This is a genomic window from Mycobacteriales bacterium (assembly GCA_035690485.1).
In the GTDB taxonomy this organism is placed as follows: Bacteria; Actinomycetota; Actinomycetes; order JAFAQI01; family DASSKL01; genus DASSKL01.
The window spans coordinates 1-14,925 of the sequence record DASSKL010000080.1 but is presented as its reverse complement, the minus strand read 5'-3'; the positions used below and the strand labels follow the sequence as shown (position 1 = coordinate 14,925).

General features: G+C 71.1%; 13 protein-coding genes and 2 tRNA genes. 9 read left to right on the top strand and 6 right to left on the bottom strand.

Annotated elements, in window-relative coordinates; translation table 11 throughout:
* Positions 1 to 129 precede the first annotated feature (129 nt).
* Together VFJ21_11625 and VFJ21_11620 are read left to right on the top strand one after the other, a co-directional pair.
* Positions 130 to 1,242 carry a hypothetical protein gene (locus tag VFJ21_11625; GenBank protein ID HET7407769.1) on the top strand — a complete coding sequence of 371 codons (1,113 nt, stop codon included), beginning with the start codon at positions 130 to 132 and terminating at the stop codon, positions 1,240 to 1,242.
* Positions 1,243 to 1,254: 12 nt separating this feature from the next.
* Entirely contained in the window at positions 1,255 to 1,569 is a 315-nt protein-coding gene (locus VFJ21_11620) for a thioredoxin fold domain-containing protein (protein ID HET7407768.1), read from the top strand.
* A gap of 3 nt (positions 1,570 to 1,572) precedes the next feature.
* Here VFJ21_11620 and VFJ21_11615 read toward each other — a convergent pair whose 3' ends face one another.
* Complete coding sequence (locus tag VFJ21_11615; protein HET7407767.1) at positions 1,573 to 1,710, bottom strand: hypothetical protein; 138 nt, start codon at positions 1,708 to 1,710, stop codon at positions 1,573 to 1,575.
* Positions 1,711 to 1,815: 105 nt separating this feature from the next.
* On the opposite strand from VFJ21_11615, the gene VFJ21_11610 reads away from it, so the two are divergent.
* From VFJ21_11610 to VFJ21_11595, 4 genes are all read left to right on the top strand, one after another.
* Entirely contained in the window at positions 1,816 to 3,402 is a 1,587-nt protein-coding gene (locus tag VFJ21_11610) for an ABC-F family ATP-binding cassette domain-containing protein (GenBank protein HET7407766.1), read from the top strand.
* A gap of 21 nt (positions 3,403 to 3,423) precedes the next feature.
* Entirely contained in the window at positions 3,424 to 4,818 is a 1,395-nt protein-coding gene (locus VFJ21_11605; GenBank protein HET7407765.1) for an amidase, read from the top strand.
* The gene (locus VFJ21_11600) at positions 4,815 to 7,034 is read left to right on the top strand and encodes a helicase (protein ID HET7407764.1); all 2,220 of its coding nucleotides are present in this window, start codon (positions 4,815 to 4,817) and stop codon (positions 7,032 to 7,034) included. Before VFJ21_11605 ends, VFJ21_11600 begins: the two co-directional genes overlap by 4 nt.
* A gap of 157 nt (positions 7,035 to 7,191) precedes the next feature.
* On the top strand, positions 7,192 to 8,196 hold the full coding sequence (locus VFJ21_11595) for a TerC family protein (GenBank protein HET7407763.1): 1,005 nt from the start codon (positions 7,192 to 7,194) through the stop codon (positions 8,194 to 8,196).
* Here VFJ21_11595 and VFJ21_11590 read toward each other — a convergent pair.
* Positions 8,129 to 9,106, bottom strand: a complete 978-nt coding sequence (locus tag VFJ21_11590; GenBank protein ID HET7407762.1) for an aldo/keto reductase — start codon at positions 9,104 to 9,106, stop codon at positions 8,129 to 8,131. The genes VFJ21_11595 and VFJ21_11590 overlap by 68 nt on opposite strands.
* 183 nt (positions 9,107 to 9,289) lie before the next feature.
* Between VFJ21_11590 and VFJ21_11585 the strand changes: the two genes are divergently transcribed.
* Entirely contained in the window at positions 9,290 to 10,894 is a 1,605-nt protein-coding gene (locus VFJ21_11585; protein HET7407761.1) for a hypothetical protein, read from the top strand.
* Positions 10,895 to 10,964: 70 nt separating this feature from the next.
* On the opposite strand, the gene VFJ21_11580 is transcribed toward VFJ21_11585, so the two are convergent.
* From VFJ21_11580 to VFJ21_11565, 4 genes are all read right to left on the bottom strand, one after another.
* Positions 10,965 to 11,040 (bottom strand) — tRNA-His (locus VFJ21_11580).
* Positions 11,041 to 11,110: 70 nt separating this feature from the next.
* Positions 11,111 to 11,728: an oligoribonuclease gene (orn, locus tag VFJ21_11575; protein HET7407760.1), complete on the bottom strand. Its 618-nt coding sequence runs from the start codon at positions 11,726 to 11,728 to the stop codon at positions 11,111 to 11,113.
* 48 nt (positions 11,729 to 11,776) lie between these two features.
* Positions 11,777 to 13,276, bottom strand: coding sequence for a hopanoid C-3 methylase HpnR (gene hpnR / locus VFJ21_11570; GenBank protein ID HET7407759.1), 1,500 nt, complete (start codon positions 13,274 to 13,276; stop codon positions 11,777 to 11,779).
* Positions 13,277 to 13,376: 100 nt separating this feature from the next.
* Positions 13,377 to 13,450: transfer RNA gene (locus VFJ21_11565), tRNA-Arg, on the bottom strand.
* Positions 13,451 to 13,585: 135 nt separating this feature from the next.
* Between VFJ21_11565 and ssb the strand changes: the two genes are divergently transcribed.
* Positions 13,586 to 14,035 carry a single-stranded DNA-binding protein gene (ssb, locus tag VFJ21_11560; GenBank protein ID HET7407758.1) on the top strand — a complete coding sequence of 150 codons (450 nt, stop codon included), beginning with the start codon at positions 13,586 to 13,588 and terminating at the stop codon, positions 14,033 to 14,035.
* Between the two features lie 38 nt (positions 14,036 to 14,073).
* Positions 14,074 to 14,925 (top strand): ATP-binding cassette domain-containing protein (locus VFJ21_11555; protein HET7407757.1); only part of this gene is annotated, 852 nt, incomplete at its 3' end.

Sequence of the window (14,925 nt, the reverse complement as noted above, 5' to 3'; positions counted from 1 at the left end):
CGGGAGGCCGCGGGGAAACGGTCGTTTGGCGAGTCCAGCAAGTGTTTGATTGGATGGCTCCACGACATGTCGGGGGGCCGACGTCGAAGGGCGGTGCGCTACGTGACTGCCGGAGAGAAGGTGCCGGGCGTGGCGCCGGTTTTCCCCGACGGCGCCGCGTGTCTGGTCGATCTGGGCCCGCCCGCTCCGCAGCACACCGAGGCCTACCGCATCGTCGCCGAGATCCCGGTCGGCATGGGCCCGGAGGGTGTCGCGGTCGACCCCGCGGGGCGCCGGGCCTACGTCTCCTGCTCTCGCAGCAACGCCGTCACGGTCATCGACCTCGACCGGCTCGAAGCCGTCGAGGAGATCCCGGTCGGTCAGGAGCCGATCCCCGCCGCCTTCGACGAGCCGACCGGCCGCATGTTCTGCGCCAACGCCCGCAGCAACACGATCTCGGCGATCGACACCCGCGGCGGCAACCGCGTGCACGAGGTCGAGGTCGGGGAGTACCCCGCGGGGCTCGGCCACGACCCGCAGCGGCGGCTGCTGCTGTGCGGCGACACGGCCGGCAGCACGGTCTCCGTGGTCGACTGCGACACCCTTGAGCGGGTTGCCGTGGTCCCCGCCGAGCTCGGCGTGGGCAGCATCGACGTCGACGTCGAGCGCGGCCTGGCCTACTGCGTCAACTTCTTCTCCGCCTCGGTCACGATGGTCGACGTCGAGCGCATGGAGCCGGTCGAGCGCATCGCGGTCGGCGAAGGGCCCTGCAAGGTCGCGGTCAACCCTCGCTCGGGCACGGCGTTCATCGCCAACTCCCTCGACAGCACGATCGTGCGCGTCCGGCTCGACGACCGCAGCGTCATCGACGAGGTGCCCGTCGAGCGGGCGCCCGTCGGCGTCGCCGAGGCCCCTGCGGGCGACCGCTTCTACGTGTGCAACCGCGGCGCGGGGTCGATCAGCATCGTCGGGGCCGACGACGGCCGCGAGTGGGCGAGGGTGCCGGTCGGCAAGGGTCCGGGCGACCTCGCGGTCGACCCGGTCACCGGCTGGGTGCTCGTCTCCAACGCCGGCAGCGCCAGCCTGATCGTGGTCGAAGACCTGCTCACCGGCCCGCCCGCCGACGACGTCACCAGCGCGCCGCACCCGCTCACCGGGCAGCGGGTCCCGGCCTTCCGGCTGCCCGATCTCGAGGGGCGGATCCGGGAGAGCCGGGAGTGGGCGGAGAAGAAGTACATCCTCAACTTCTTCGCCAGCTGGTGAGGCCCCTGCAACGTGGAGGCGCCGGTCATCGAGGACCTACGCCGCCGCGCAGGCCGGTTCGGCCTGGACATCATCATGGTCAACGTCTGGGAGAGCGTCGACCCAGCCGGTGAGGCCCGGCACTTCTGCGACATCTACGGCGTCGAGGGCACCGTGCTGATCGACGAGACCGGCGACTACGCGGCGGCGCTCGGCATCCGCGGCGTACCGATGAACGTCTTCGTTGACACCGACGGGACAGCCGTCGAGGTCGGCGCGACGACGCCCGACGAGCTGAAGGCCGCGATCACCCGCCTGCTCGGCCGCGACGACTGGTACGACGACTGAGCGTCAGTGCCCGGCCGTGGCCGGCGGGGTCGTGGGGTGCACGACCTGCTGAACCGTGTGGGTTGCGGTCGGCACGCCCTTGGACTTCTTGTCCTTCTTGGGCTTGCGGGCCTCGCGACCGCCCTTGTTCTTGTTGCCCATGGCGCGCCCCCAAGTTGTCGTGCGGTGCCGTACCTCGACCGTACGACCGCCGGTGGATAAAGGAAAGCCGGTTGCGCGGGTCGCCAACTAGACTCGGTACCTCCGATGATCACTGCTTCACGCGTCGAACTGCGCGCCGGCGCCCGCCTGCTGCTCGAGCACGCGTCGTTCCAGGTCAACCGAGGCGACAAGGTCGGCCTGGTCGGCCGCAACGGCGCCGGCAAGACCACGCTCTGTCGGATCCTCGCGGGTGAGGGCGCCCCGGCGGCCGGCTCCATCACGCGGCGCGGCAGCGTCGGCTACCTGCCGCAGGATCCCCGCACGGGTGACCTGTCGGAGATCGCCCGCGACCGCATCCTGTCCGCCCGCGGCCTCGACGAGGTGATGCAGGACCTGCGGGCCGCCGAGCAGAAGATGGCGGCCGGCGACGAGCGCGCGGTGCGCCGTTACGGCGTGGCCGAGGAGCGTTTCCACGTCCTCGGTGGCTACGCGGCCGAGGCCGAGGCCGCGTCGCTGGCCGCCAGCCTCGGCCTGCCCGACCGGGTGCTCGGGCAGCCGCTCGGCACGCTGTCGGGCGGCCAGCGCCGCCGGGTCGAGCTGGCGCGCATCCTGTTCAGCGGCGCCGACACCCTGCTGCTCGACGAGCCGACCAACCACCTTGACGCCGACTCGGTCGTCTGGCTGCGCGACTTCCTGCGCTCGCACCGCGGCGGTCTCGTCGTGATCAGCCACGACGTGTCGCTGCTCGACGCGACGGTCAACAAGGTCCTGCACCTGGATGCCAACCGGTGCTCGCTCGACGTCTACAACGTCGGTTGGCAGGCCTACCTCGCCACCCGCGAGGTCGACGAGCGGCGACGTCGGCGTGAGCGTGCAAACGCCGAGCGCAAGGCCGCGGCCCTGCAGACGCAGGCGGAGAAGATGCGGGCCAAGGCTACGAAGGCCGTCGCCGCGCAGAACATGCTGCGCCGGGCCGAGCGCATGCTCACCGACCTGGAAGACGTGCGCCAGCAGGACAAGGTCGCCAAGCTGCGCTTCCCGGAGCCGGCGGCGTGCGGCCGGGTGCCACTCACCGCGAGCGAGCTGTCGAAGTGCTACGGATCGCTCGAGGTGTTCACCGATGTCGACCTCGCCGTCGACGCCGGCAGCCGCGTCGTCGTCCTCGGCCTCAACGGGGCGGGCAAGACGACGCTGCTGCGGATCCTGGCCGGTCTCGAGCCGCCCGACACCGGCCAGGTCGAGCCCGGGCACGGGCTGCGGCTCGGCTACTACGCGCAGGAGCACGAGACCCTCGACCCGCGCCGCACCGTGCTGGAGAACCTCGCCTCGGCGGCCCCCGACCTGCCGGAGGTCGAGCAGCGCAAGGTGCTGGGCTCTTTCCTGTTCTCCGGCGACACGGTCTTCCAGCCGGCCGGGACGCTGTCCGGCGGCGAGAAGACCCGGCTCGCCCTCGCCCTGCTCGTCGTGTCCAGTGCCAACGTGCTGCTGCTCGACGAGCCCACCAACAACCTCGACCCGGCCAGCCGCGAGCAGGTGCTCGAGGCGCTGCGCAGCTACCGCGGGGCGATCGTGCTGGTCACCCACGACGAGGGTGCGGTCGCGGCGCTCGGTCCCGACCGGGTGCTGCTGCTGCCCGACGGGGTCGAGGACGTCTGGCGGCCGGAGCTCGCCGACCTCGTCGCCCTGGCCTGACCGGGAGATACGGTCACAAGAATGCGCACGGTGATCGAGACCGCTGAAGCGGTACGCCGCGGCGAGCTCAAGGCGGTCGAGGCGCTCGACGAGTGCCTGGCTCTCATCGAGGCCATGGACCCCGAGCTCAACGCCTTCAGCCACCTGGCCCCCGACCTGGCCCGGGCGGCCGCCGAGCGGGTCGACGCGATGGTGGCCCGCGGCGAGGACCCGGGGCCGTTTGCCGGCGTGCCGTTCGGGGTCAAGGACCTTGAGGACTGCGCCGGCATGCCGACCGGTCACGGCTCGCTGCTCTACGCCGGCCATCCGCCCGCAGCGGCCGACTCCATGCAGGTGGCCAGACTGCGGGCGGCGGGCGCCGTGCCGCTCGGCAAGACGACCGCACCGGAGTTCGGGGCGACCTGCTTCACCGCGACCAAGGCCTGCGGCGTGACGCGCAACCCGTGGGACCCGACCCGCACGCCGGGCGGGTCGAGCGGAGGGTCGGCGGCGGCCGTGTCCGCCGGGATGGTGCCTTTCGCGACCGCGAGCGACGGGGGCGGGTCGACCCGGATCCCCGCCGCGTTCACCGGGCTGCTCGGTTTGAAGCCGTCGTACGGCCGCATCCCCTTCGACGGGGCGCACGAGAGCGAGACCAGCGTGCGCGGCGCGATGGTCACCACCGTCGCCGACGCCGCCCGCCACCTCGACGTCACCGCCGGTCCCGACGATCGCGACCGCGGGTCGCTGCCGCCCTCCGGCGTCTGCTACGAGCGGGCCATCGAGGAGCTCGACGTCGGCGGCCTGACCGCCACGTGGTCACTCGACCTCGGCTTCGCCGTCGTCGACCCCGAGGTGGCGGAGCTCGCGCGCGCTGCCGCCGACACGTTGGTCTCCGTGGCCGGACTGCGCGAGATCGACCGGCCGTTCGCCCCGACCAACCCGCTGCGGGCCTGGTGGGGGCTCGGTGCCGTCGACATCAACATGGACGTCGAGCGCGGCATGTTCCCTGAGCGGGCCGAGGAGTTCATGCCCGACAACCGCCGATCGCTCGAGGTCACCGCGTCGTACTCCGTCGCGCAGTTCGCCCGGCAGGTCAAGCGCCGCAACCGGCTCGAGGTCGAGGTCGCCGAGCTGTTCGCCGACGTCGACCTGCTGCTCACCCCGACGACGGCGGTGCCGGCGTTCGCCGCGGAAGGCCCGCTGCCGTTCACCATCGATGGCAAGGACGCCCGCAACAGCGGCCCGGTGCCGTTCACCATGCTGGCCAACCTCTGCTGGAACCCCGCGATCTCGCTGCCCGCCGGCACCACCAGCGACGGCCTGCCGGTCGGGCTGCAGATCACCGCGCGGCGGCACCGCGACGACGTGGTCCTGCGGCTCGCGCGCATCTACGAGCAGGCGGCCCCCTGGCCGCGCCACGCGCCCGGGCGGTGACGGACGCCAAGCAGGCGGAGCTCGCGCGCGAGCAGGCCTACGTCGACAGGCTCTACGGCCGCCTCGACCGGCTGCGGGCCCAGTCGCGCGACCAGCTGCGGGAGGTACGCCGACGCGGCGCGAGCGGCACCCCGCAGGCGCGCAGCGAGCGCGACGCTTTCGCGACGATGTACGAGGACCGGCTGGCCCGGCTCGACGCCGCCGAGGCCGGCCTCTGCTTCGGCCGGCTCGACCTGGTCGGTGGCGAGCGGCACTACATCGGCCGCATCGGACTGCTCGACGACGCGCAGGAGACGCTGCTCGTCGACTGGCGGGCACCGGCCGCCGAGGCGTTCTACCGCGCGACGCCGGCGAACCCGCTCGGCGTGGTCCGCCGGCGGCACCTGCGGCTGAGGGTCCGGCGGGTGGTCGACATCGACGACGACGTCTTCGACCTTGACACCATCTCCGCCGACGACCGGGCCACCCTATCGGGGCAGGCCGTGCTGCTCGCCGCGCTCTCGGAGAGCCGCACCGGGCACATGCGTGACATCGTCGCCACGATCCAGGCCGAGCAGGACCAGATCATCCGCGCCGATCTGGGCGGGGTGCTCGTCGTGCAGGGCGGTCCCGGCACCGGCAAGACCGCGGTCGGCCTGCACCGAGCGGCCTACCTGCTCTACGCGCATCGCGAGCGGCTCGAGCGCAGCGGCGTACTCGTCGTCGGCCCCAACCGGATCTTCACCCGTTACATCGAGGCGGTGCTGCCCTCGCTCGGCGAGACCGGGGTCGTGCTGGCCACGCCCGACCGGATCGGGCCCGAGGTCGACGTGCGCGCGGACGACGGTGCCGACGTCGTCGCGCTGAAGAGTGACCTGCGCATGGTCGACGTGATCGCCGCGGCCGTCGCTGCCCGCGAGACGGTACCGGCCGAGCCGCTGGTCGTGCCGTTCGACGAGCACGACCTGCAGGTGCCGCCACGCGTCGTGGCCGATGCCGTGTCCCGGGCGCGACGTTCGCGCCGACCGCACAACCACGCCCGCTACACCTTCGCCAGGGCGCTGCTGCAGCACCTCGTGCGCGAGGTCGGCCGTGTCACCGGCGACCCCGAGCTGTCGCGGCAGCGGTGGGTGGCCCGGACGCTCATGCGCAGCGACGAGTTCCGCGACGCGGTCAACGCCTGCTGGCCGAGGTTGACCCCGGCCGAGCTGGTCGAGGGGATGTACGCCGACCCGTCCTCTCTCGAACCGCTGTCGGTGGCCGAGCGGCAGTTGCTGCGCCGCCCGCCCGGCTCGGCATGGACGCCCGCCGACGTGCCGCTGCTCGACGAGGCCGCGGTGCTGCTCGGCGACCCCGACGAGATCCTGCAACGTGCTGCGGACCGGCGCCGTGAGCGCGAGGAACGCCAGTACGCCGCCGAGGTGATCGCCGCGACCGGCACCCGGGGGCGGGTCAGCGCCGAGCAGTTGGCGCAGCGCTACCGGGAGGCCGGCGGCCGCCAACCCCTCGCCGAGCGCGCCGGCGGCGCGTGGCTGTGGGAGTACGGCCACGTCATCGTCGACGAGGCGCAGGAGCTCACCCCGATGGCGTGGCGGATGCTCTTCCGCCGCTGCCCCAGCCGGTCGATGACCGTGGTGGGGGACATCGCGCAGACGTCGTCGTCGAGTGGCGCGCAGTCGTGGGCGGATGCGCTCGACCCGTTCGTCGCCGGGCGATGGCGCGCCGCCGAGCTGACCGTCAACTACCGCACGCCCGCACAGATCATGGCGGTTGCCGGCGACGTGCTGGCCGCGACCGAGCGTGGCGCGCGGATACCGCGATCGGTGCGGGAGACCGACGACCGGCCCTGGGTGCGCCGGGTCGAGCGGACTGCCCTGGCCGACACCCTGGTCGCCGCCGTGCGATCCGAGCAGGCCGAGGTCGGCGAGGGGACGGTGGCGGTGCTCCTGCCCGCTTCGGTCTATGCCGAGGTCGCCGAGACCGTCACAGAGCGACTGCCCGACGCGGCGCGCGGGCCAGCGGCCCTCGACGCCAGGGTCGCCGTGTTGCGGGTCGCGGAGGCCAAGGGCCTGGAGTTCGACTCGGTCCTCGTCGTCGAGCCGCGCCTCGTCGTCGAGGGCTCGCCGCGCGGCGGCCACGATCTCTACGTGGCGCTGACCCGGGCCACCAGGCGGCTCGGCGTGCTGCACGCGTCGGCGTTGCCGACCGGCCTGGAGCGGCTGACGCCGCTGGCCTAGCGACCACTGCTCGGCTATTCTGGAGTCAGTCCGAAGGGGAGTACCCCTCCACGCGGCATCGTCAGTACGGCCCCGCAGCCCGACGCGGGGCCCGGTGCCACGGCCGCCCTGCGGTGGGAGAGACCTTCGGCAGCCGTCGCTGCCGAAGGAGCCGCTCGTGCTCGACATCCCGATCTGGGTCTGGGCTCTGACCGTCGCCGGATTCGCGGCGGTCGTGAGTCTCGACGTGGCGCTGAGCGTGCGCCGGCCCCACGTGCCCTCGATGCGCGAGGCCACCGTCTGGGTCGGCGTCTACGTGGGCCTCGCCGTCGCGTTCGCGGTCGGCCTGGGGTTCGTCGCGGGCTGGCGGTGGACCGGCGAGTTCACTGCCGGCTGGCTCACGGAGTACAGCCTGTCCGTCGACAACCTGTTCGTCTTCGCGCTGATCCTCACGTCGTTCGGCGTACCGCCGGCCTATCGGCAGCGGGTGCTGCTCGTCGGGATCGTCACCGCACTGGTCCTGCGCGCCGGCTTCATCGCGGCCGGTGCGGCGGCGCTTGACGCGTTCAGCGCGACGTTCTACGCCTTCGGCGCGGTCCTGATCGTCACCGCGGTGCAGCTGCTGCGCGGCGGCGAGAAGGAACCCGACCCCACCCGCAACCCGGCCTACCGGCTGGTCGCCCGGCTGGTGCCGACGACCAGCGACTACGACGGCGCGCGGCTGACGACCGTTCGTGACGGGCGGCGGCTGGCGACACCGCTCGCGCTGGTCATGGTGGCCATCGGGCTCACCGACGTGCTGTTCGCCCTCGACTCGATCCCGGCCATCTACGGGCTGACCCAGGAGCCCTACCTCGTGCTGACCGCCAACGCGTTCGCGCTGATGGGGCTGCGCCAGCTCTACTTCCTGCTCGCCGGGCTGCTGGACCGGCTGGTCTACCTGCGGTTCGGCCTGGCCGCGATCCTGGCGTTCATCGGCGGCAAGCTGGTGCTGCACGCGGCGCACGAGTCGGGGGCGTCGGTCCCCGACATCCCGACGTGGATGTCGCTCGTCGTCATCGTGCTGATCCTCGCGACGGCGACCGTGGCGAGCCTGCGGCGCACCCGCACCGCTGCTACCGGAAGCCCATCACCGGGTGCGGGTGGTAGGGCTCTTCCAGCGTCGCGATCTCGTCGTCGGTGAGCTTCAGGTCGACCGCCGCGACCGCGTCGTCGAGGTGGTGCGGCTTGGTTGCGCCGATGATCGGTGCGGTGACGACCTTCTTCGACAGCATCCACGCGAGCGCGACCTGCGCCCGCGGCACGCCGCGCTCCTTCGCCACCTGCGCCACTCGCTCGACGATGACCCGATCGTCGCCGGTGGTGTCGTAGAGCGACTTGCCGAACTCGTCGGTCTGCGACCGCTCGGTCGTCTCGTCCCAGTCTCGGGTGAGCCGGCCCCGGGCCAGCGGGCTCCAGGGGATGACCGCGATGCCCTGGTCGGCGCACAGCGGCAGCATCTCCCGCTCCTCCTCACGGTTGAGCAGGTTGTAGTGGTTCTGCATCGAGACGAACTTCGTCCAGCCGTTCAGCTCCGCGACGTGCAACGACTTGCTGAACTGCCATGCCCACATCGACGAGGCGCCGACGTAGCGGGCCTTGCCCGCCTTCACGACGTCGTGCAGCGCCTCGACGGTCTCCTCGATCGGCGTACGCCGGTCCCACCGGTGGATCTGGTAGAGGTCGACGTAGTCGGTGCCGAGCCGGCGCAGACTGTGGTCGATCTCGGCCATGATGTTCTTGCGCGACAAGCCCCAGCCGTTGGGGCCCTGGCGCATGACGCCGTGCACCTTCGTGGCGATGACGATCTCGTCGCGGTTGGCGAAGTCCTTCAGCGCGCGGCCGACGATCTCCTCGCTGGTGCCGTCGGAGTAGACGTTCGCCGTGTCGAAGAAGTTGATGCCGAGCTCGAGCGCCCGCTGGATGAACGGTCGCGACCGCTCCTCGTCGAGCGACCACGGGTGGCCGCCGCGCTCGGGGACGCCGTAGCTCATGCACCCCAGGCAGATGCGCGAGACGTCCATGCCGGTGCGGCCGAACTTCACGTAGTCCACGGCTGTTCCCCTCGATAGTGCCTGGCCCCTACCGTTTCACGGCGTCCCACCCGACCGGAACTCCGCTCTCACGCAGGTCGGGGTAGGAGTGGGGGAGCCGCCGACCCGGACGACAGGCACGGACGCGGCAGCCCCGCAACCTCTCTTGTCCGGCCGGTCGGGGAGCGATGCAATGCGCGCATCATGAACAAGCCGTTGGCCGGTGCGGCCGCCACTGCCCTGCTCGCTGCCCTGGCCACCCCGGCCATCGCCGTCTCCGGCCACCACCCGCAGGTGCTGCGGGTGGGGACCTACAAGGGAATCCACGGTCAGTACAGCTCGATCCAGGCTGCCGTCAACGCGGCGCAACCGGGCGACTGGGTGCTCGTCGCACCCGGCGACTACAAGACCCGGACGTCCAGCTCTCCCGCAGGCGGCCCGCCGGCCGGCGTACTCATCACGAAGCCGCTCATCCATCTGCGCGGCATGAACCGCGACACCGTCATCGTGGACGGGACGAAGTCAGGGCCCACGTGCAGCACGCGCGCCCAGGACCAGAACGCCGGTCCGCTGGAGCAGGGCAAGGGGGCGGGGCTCGACGGCGTCATGGTCTGGAAGGCCGACAACGTCTGGGTCGAGAACCTCACGGTCTGCAACTTCCAGGGCGGCGCCGGTCACGACGGCAGCACCGGTAACGAGGTCTGGTGGAACGGCGGCGAGGACAGCGCCAAGATCGGCGGGCACGGGTTCTGGGGCAACTACCTGACCACCACGTCGACCTACTTCGCCGACGAGTCGACGGCTGCGCAGTACGGCATCTTCTCCAGCGACTGGTCCGGCGGCAGCTTCGATCAGGGTTACGCCAGCAACTTCAGCGACTCCGGCTACTACATCGGTGCCTGCCAGCAGGTGTGCGACCAGACCGTCAACCACGCATGGGCGGAGTACAACGCGCTCGGCTACTCCGGCTCCAACTCCGGTGGGCGACTGGTCGTGGAGAACTCCGAGTTCGACCACAACGAGGACGGCTTCGACACCAACAGCCAAAACGGCGACAACCCGCCGCCGCAGGACGGTTCGTGCCCCAACGGGGCCATCAGCCCGATCACGCACACCCACTCCTGCTGGGTGTTCATGCACAACTACGTGCACGACAACAACGACCCCAACGTGCCGGGGTCGGGCCTGGCGGCTGCCGGGCCTTTGGGCACCGGCCTGTCGCTGTCCGGGGCGCGCAACGACACCGTGATGGACAACGTCTTCGCCAACAACGACGCCTGGGGCGTCATCGTGGTGCCGTTCCCCGACAGCGGACCGCCGTGCACCGGCGGCACCTCGACCCCGGCGGTCTGCCTGTACGACGACTACGGCAACGCCGTCTTCCACAACGCGTTCACGCACAACGGCGGCTTCGGCAACCCGACCAACGGCGACATCGGCGCGGTGAGCACCGAGCCCAACCCGCCGAGTTGTTTCGGGGCCAATACCGATCCCGCCGGGCTGACCACCTCGCCGCCGATGTTGGAGTCGCTCTACCCGGAGTGCACCGGGCAGACCACGCTGCCCGACGCGAACGCGCTGTTCGCCGACGAGGTCGCGTGTGACTCGGCGTCCATCGCCATCGGTCCCGTCCAGGGCAGCAGCGCCTGCCTGCCGGGCTCCAACTACCCGCGCCGGTCGAAGGTCGTCATGCACCCGCTTCCGGGCGCGCGCTCGCTCACCGACCCGCAGTCGGCGACGCTGCCGTCGATGCCCGACCCCTGCGCCGGTGCGCCGGCCAACCCCTGGTGTCCGAGCGGCAGGGGCTGATCGCGGTCGGGGTCCGCAGTTGACGTCTTGTCCGGCCCCCGCCTGCGCTCAGTGCCGCCACGTGACGCGTTGGGGTGAGTGACGGGACTTGAACCCGCGACACCCGGGACCACAACCCGGTGCTCTACCAGCTGAGCTACACCCACCATCGCCGCCGCGAACGCGCCGCGCGGCCCGATCAGTGTACCGGCCTGGGAGCGCCTGCCCGCGCGGGATTCAGCCGCTCGCGGGGCTCGTGCCGGAGACGGCTTCGGCCGCCGCGCGAGCCGTCGGCGTGTCGGGACCGGGACCCGGGACGAACACCGTCGAGCGGTAGTAGCGCAGCTCCCGGATCGACTCGCTGATGTCCGCGAGCGCGCGGTGCCCGCCGTTCTTCGCCGGCGCGCTGAAGTAGACGCGGGGGTACCAGCGGCGGCACAGCTCCTTGATGCTCGACACGTCGACGATCCGGTAGTGCAGCCAGGCGTCGAACTCCGGCATGTCGCGCGCCAGGAAGCCTCGGTCGGTCGCGACCGAGTTGCCGCAGAGCGGCGCCTTGCGGGGCTCCGGGGCGAAGCGGCGTACATAGTCGAGGACCTGCTGCTGCGCCTCCTCGACCGTGGTGGTGGCAGTGGCGATCTCGGTGAGCAGCCCCGACTGGGTGTGCATGTCGCGGACGACCTGCTCCATCCCGTCGAGCGTCTCCTGCGGAGCCGTCAGCACCAGGTCGAGACCCTGCTCGTCGAGGATCGTGAGCTCGGAGTCGGTGACCAGGACGGCCACCTCGACCAGCGCGTCGCGGGTGAGGTCGAGCCCGGTCATCTCGCAGTCGACCCAGACCAGGACCTCGGACACGGCGCACAGACTACGGTGCCGAGGGTTCGCGATGGTGGGACGTACGGGTCAGCCGACCTCGACGGTGTCCTCGCGGCGACGGATCGGCTGGGTGTGGATGTAGAGGTCGCGCCGGTCGCGCTGCTTGATCTCGCGGTGCTGGGGGATCGGCAGCTCGTAGCGGCTGACCCGGTCGTGGTCGTGCAGCTGGCGCTGGGCGTTGTAGACCTTGTTGAAGCGCCAGAGCATCCGGACGAAGTTGGTCTGGCCGTGCACCAACCGGTTGCCGATGAGGCCGAACGTCTTGGCCACCGCCGCCACCCCGAGGTGCTTGCGGGCGATCACGCCCTGCGTCTTGACCAGCTCCTCGTAGAACCGCGGCAGCGGCAGCTTCGTGGGCAGCACGGCGTGCTGGATGTCGAAGAGCCGGTAGTCGCGCGTCGTCAGCTTGCGGGCCTCGGTGTGCCAGATCTCGGTCCCCGGGTAGGGCGTCATCACGGTCAGGTGCACGATCTCCGGCACCGACATTGCCCAGTCGCGCACCAGCTGGAACTGCTTCTCGTCCCATTGCGGGTCGACGATGAGGTTGATGGCGACGGTGAGCCCGATCTTGCGGGCCACCTCGAGCGCCTGCATGTTCTCGTCGATGTTCGTGCGCTTGCGGTAGTGGTCGAGGCCCTGCTCGTCGAGCGCCTCCATGCCCAGGAACATGTAGTTGAGCCCGAGCCGCCGCCAGCGCTCGAACACCTCGGTGTTGCGCAGCAGCACGTCGCTGCGGGTCTCCAGGTAGTACTCCTTGCGCACCTTGCGGCGCTCGACCTCGCTGGCGATCGCGTCGCCGTGCTCGGGTTTGATGAACGCCACGTCGTCGACCATGAAGACGTTGGGTTCCTCGATCGCGGCGAGCTCCTCGGCGGCCGCGACCGGGTCGGCCTTGCGGTAGCTGCGGCCGTAGAACGTCCAGGCGCTGCAGAAGGAGCAGTCCCAGGGGCAGCCGCGGCTGAACTCGATGGAGGCGCAGGGGTCGAGGGTGCCGATGAAGTACTTGCGCCGCCGGTTGGTGAGGCTGCGGGTCGGCGGGCACTCCTCGAGTGTGTCGATCATCAGCGGTGCCGGGCCGGACCCCTCGAGCGTGACGACACCGGGCAGGGTGTGCACGTCGCCGTCGCGGCACGCCTCCAGCAGCATCGGCGTGATCCGCTCGCCCTCGCCGCGGACGACGCAGTCGACCGTGCCGTGCGCCTGCTCGAGGATGTCCTTCGCGATGAACGACGTGGAGTGACCGCCCACGAAGACGAAGGCGCCGGTCAGGCGCTTGACCAGGCCGGCGAGGTCGAGCACCTCGGGCACGTTGGCGAGGTAGTTGCCGCAGAAGCCGACCGCTTCGGGGCGGAAGCTGCCGAGCTCGGCGATCAACTCGCTCGTCGAGTGGGTCTGCAGGTCGATGGCGCGTACGTCGTGGCCGGCGGCGAGCGCCGCCGTGCCCACCCGCTCGAGCCCCAGCGGCTCCAGGCGGATGTAGAGCTCGGAGTACAGCAGCGGGCTGGGGTGGATGAGCAGAACGCGCATGTCACCTGCCTTCGGCGGGACTCGTCTCGGACACCGACCTTACGGGCGTCGCCTACCCCGGAGTCAACCCGTCAAGCGCCGCGTGGGCCTGTCGGCTGGGCGCGCCCGGCAGGACTCGAACCTGCGACCCTGGACTTAGAAGGTCCCCGCTCTATCCGACTGAGCTACGGGCGCCCACAGGCAATCGTAGGTGCCGGGGCGCTGCCCACAGATCTTGTCGCGGCCCTGGTCGCGGCGTTCTGCGGCGTACGACGCTGCGGTTGCGGCGGCGGTCCGGCCGCCTCGACCCGGAGCACAGCGGAGGCAGCGATGAACGACGTGCGGATCACCGTGGCCGGCAACATCACCAAGGAGCCTGTGAAGCGGTTCACCCGTGACCAGTCCTCGGTCCTCAACTTCAGCATCGCCGCCACGCCGCGGCGGTTCGACCGCGGCACGGGCGCCTGGTCGAACGAGACGACGATGTACTTCGACGTGACGTGCTGGCGGCAGCTGGCCGACCACGTTCACGAGTCCGTCACCCGCGGCGACCGGGTCGTCGTCGTGGGCCGCCTCAACCGGGACACCTACCGGGGCAAGGACGGCACAGAGCGCGACAACTGGTCCATCAACGCCGACTCCGTGTCGGTCGACCTCACGTTCGCCACGGCCAAGCCGGTCAAGCCGGAGCGCGCGCAGCCGCAGCCGGTGGCCGCACCGGCCGATGCACCGGCCGCCGAAACGGTGCCGGAGCAGCGCTACTCCACCGAGGCGGCGTGACCGTCCGAGGGGGCGGTCGAGGCCCGTAGTCTGGAGCAATGGCGCAGTACATCTACTCCATGCGCAACGTGCGCAAGGCGCATGGCGACAAGGTGATCCTCGACAACGTCACGCTGGCGTTCCTCCCGGGCGCCAAGATCGGCGTCGTCGGGCCCAACGGCGCCGGCAAGTCCAGCGTGCTGAAGATCATGGCGGGTCTCGACCAACCGTCCAACGGTGACGCGACCCTGACGCCCGGCTACAGCGTCGGCATCCTGCTGCAGGAGCCGCCGCTCAACGAGGCCAAGGACGTCCGGGGCAACGTCGAGGAGGGGGTCGCGGAGGTCCGCCAGGCCCTCGACCGCTACAACGAGATCACCGAGAAGCTCGGCACCGCCGACGGCGACGAGATGCAGCAGCTCCTCGACGAGATGGGGGAGTTGCAGGTCAAGCTCGACCACAGCGGTGCGTGGGACCTCGACGCCCGGCTCGAGCAGGCGATGGACGCGTTGCGGCTGCCGGCGCCGGACGCCGATGTGACCGTCCTGTCCGGCGGCGAGCGCCGCCGGGTCGCGCTGTGCCGGCTGCTCCTGCTGCAGCCCGACCTGCTGCTGCTCGACGAGCCGACCAACCACCTCGACGCGGAAAGCGTGCAGTGGCTCGAGCAGCACCTTGCGCAGTACGCCGGCACCGTGCTCGCGGTCACTCACGACCGCTACTTCCTCGACAACGTCGCCGAGTGGATCCTCGAGCTCGACCGCGGCCGGGCGTACCCCTACGAGGGCAACTACACGACCTACCTCGACACGAAGGCGGCCCGCATCAAGGTCGAGGGCCAGAAGGACGCCAAACGCAAGCGGGAGATCGAGCGTGAGCTCGAGTGGGTGCGGTCCAACCCCAAGGCGAGGCAG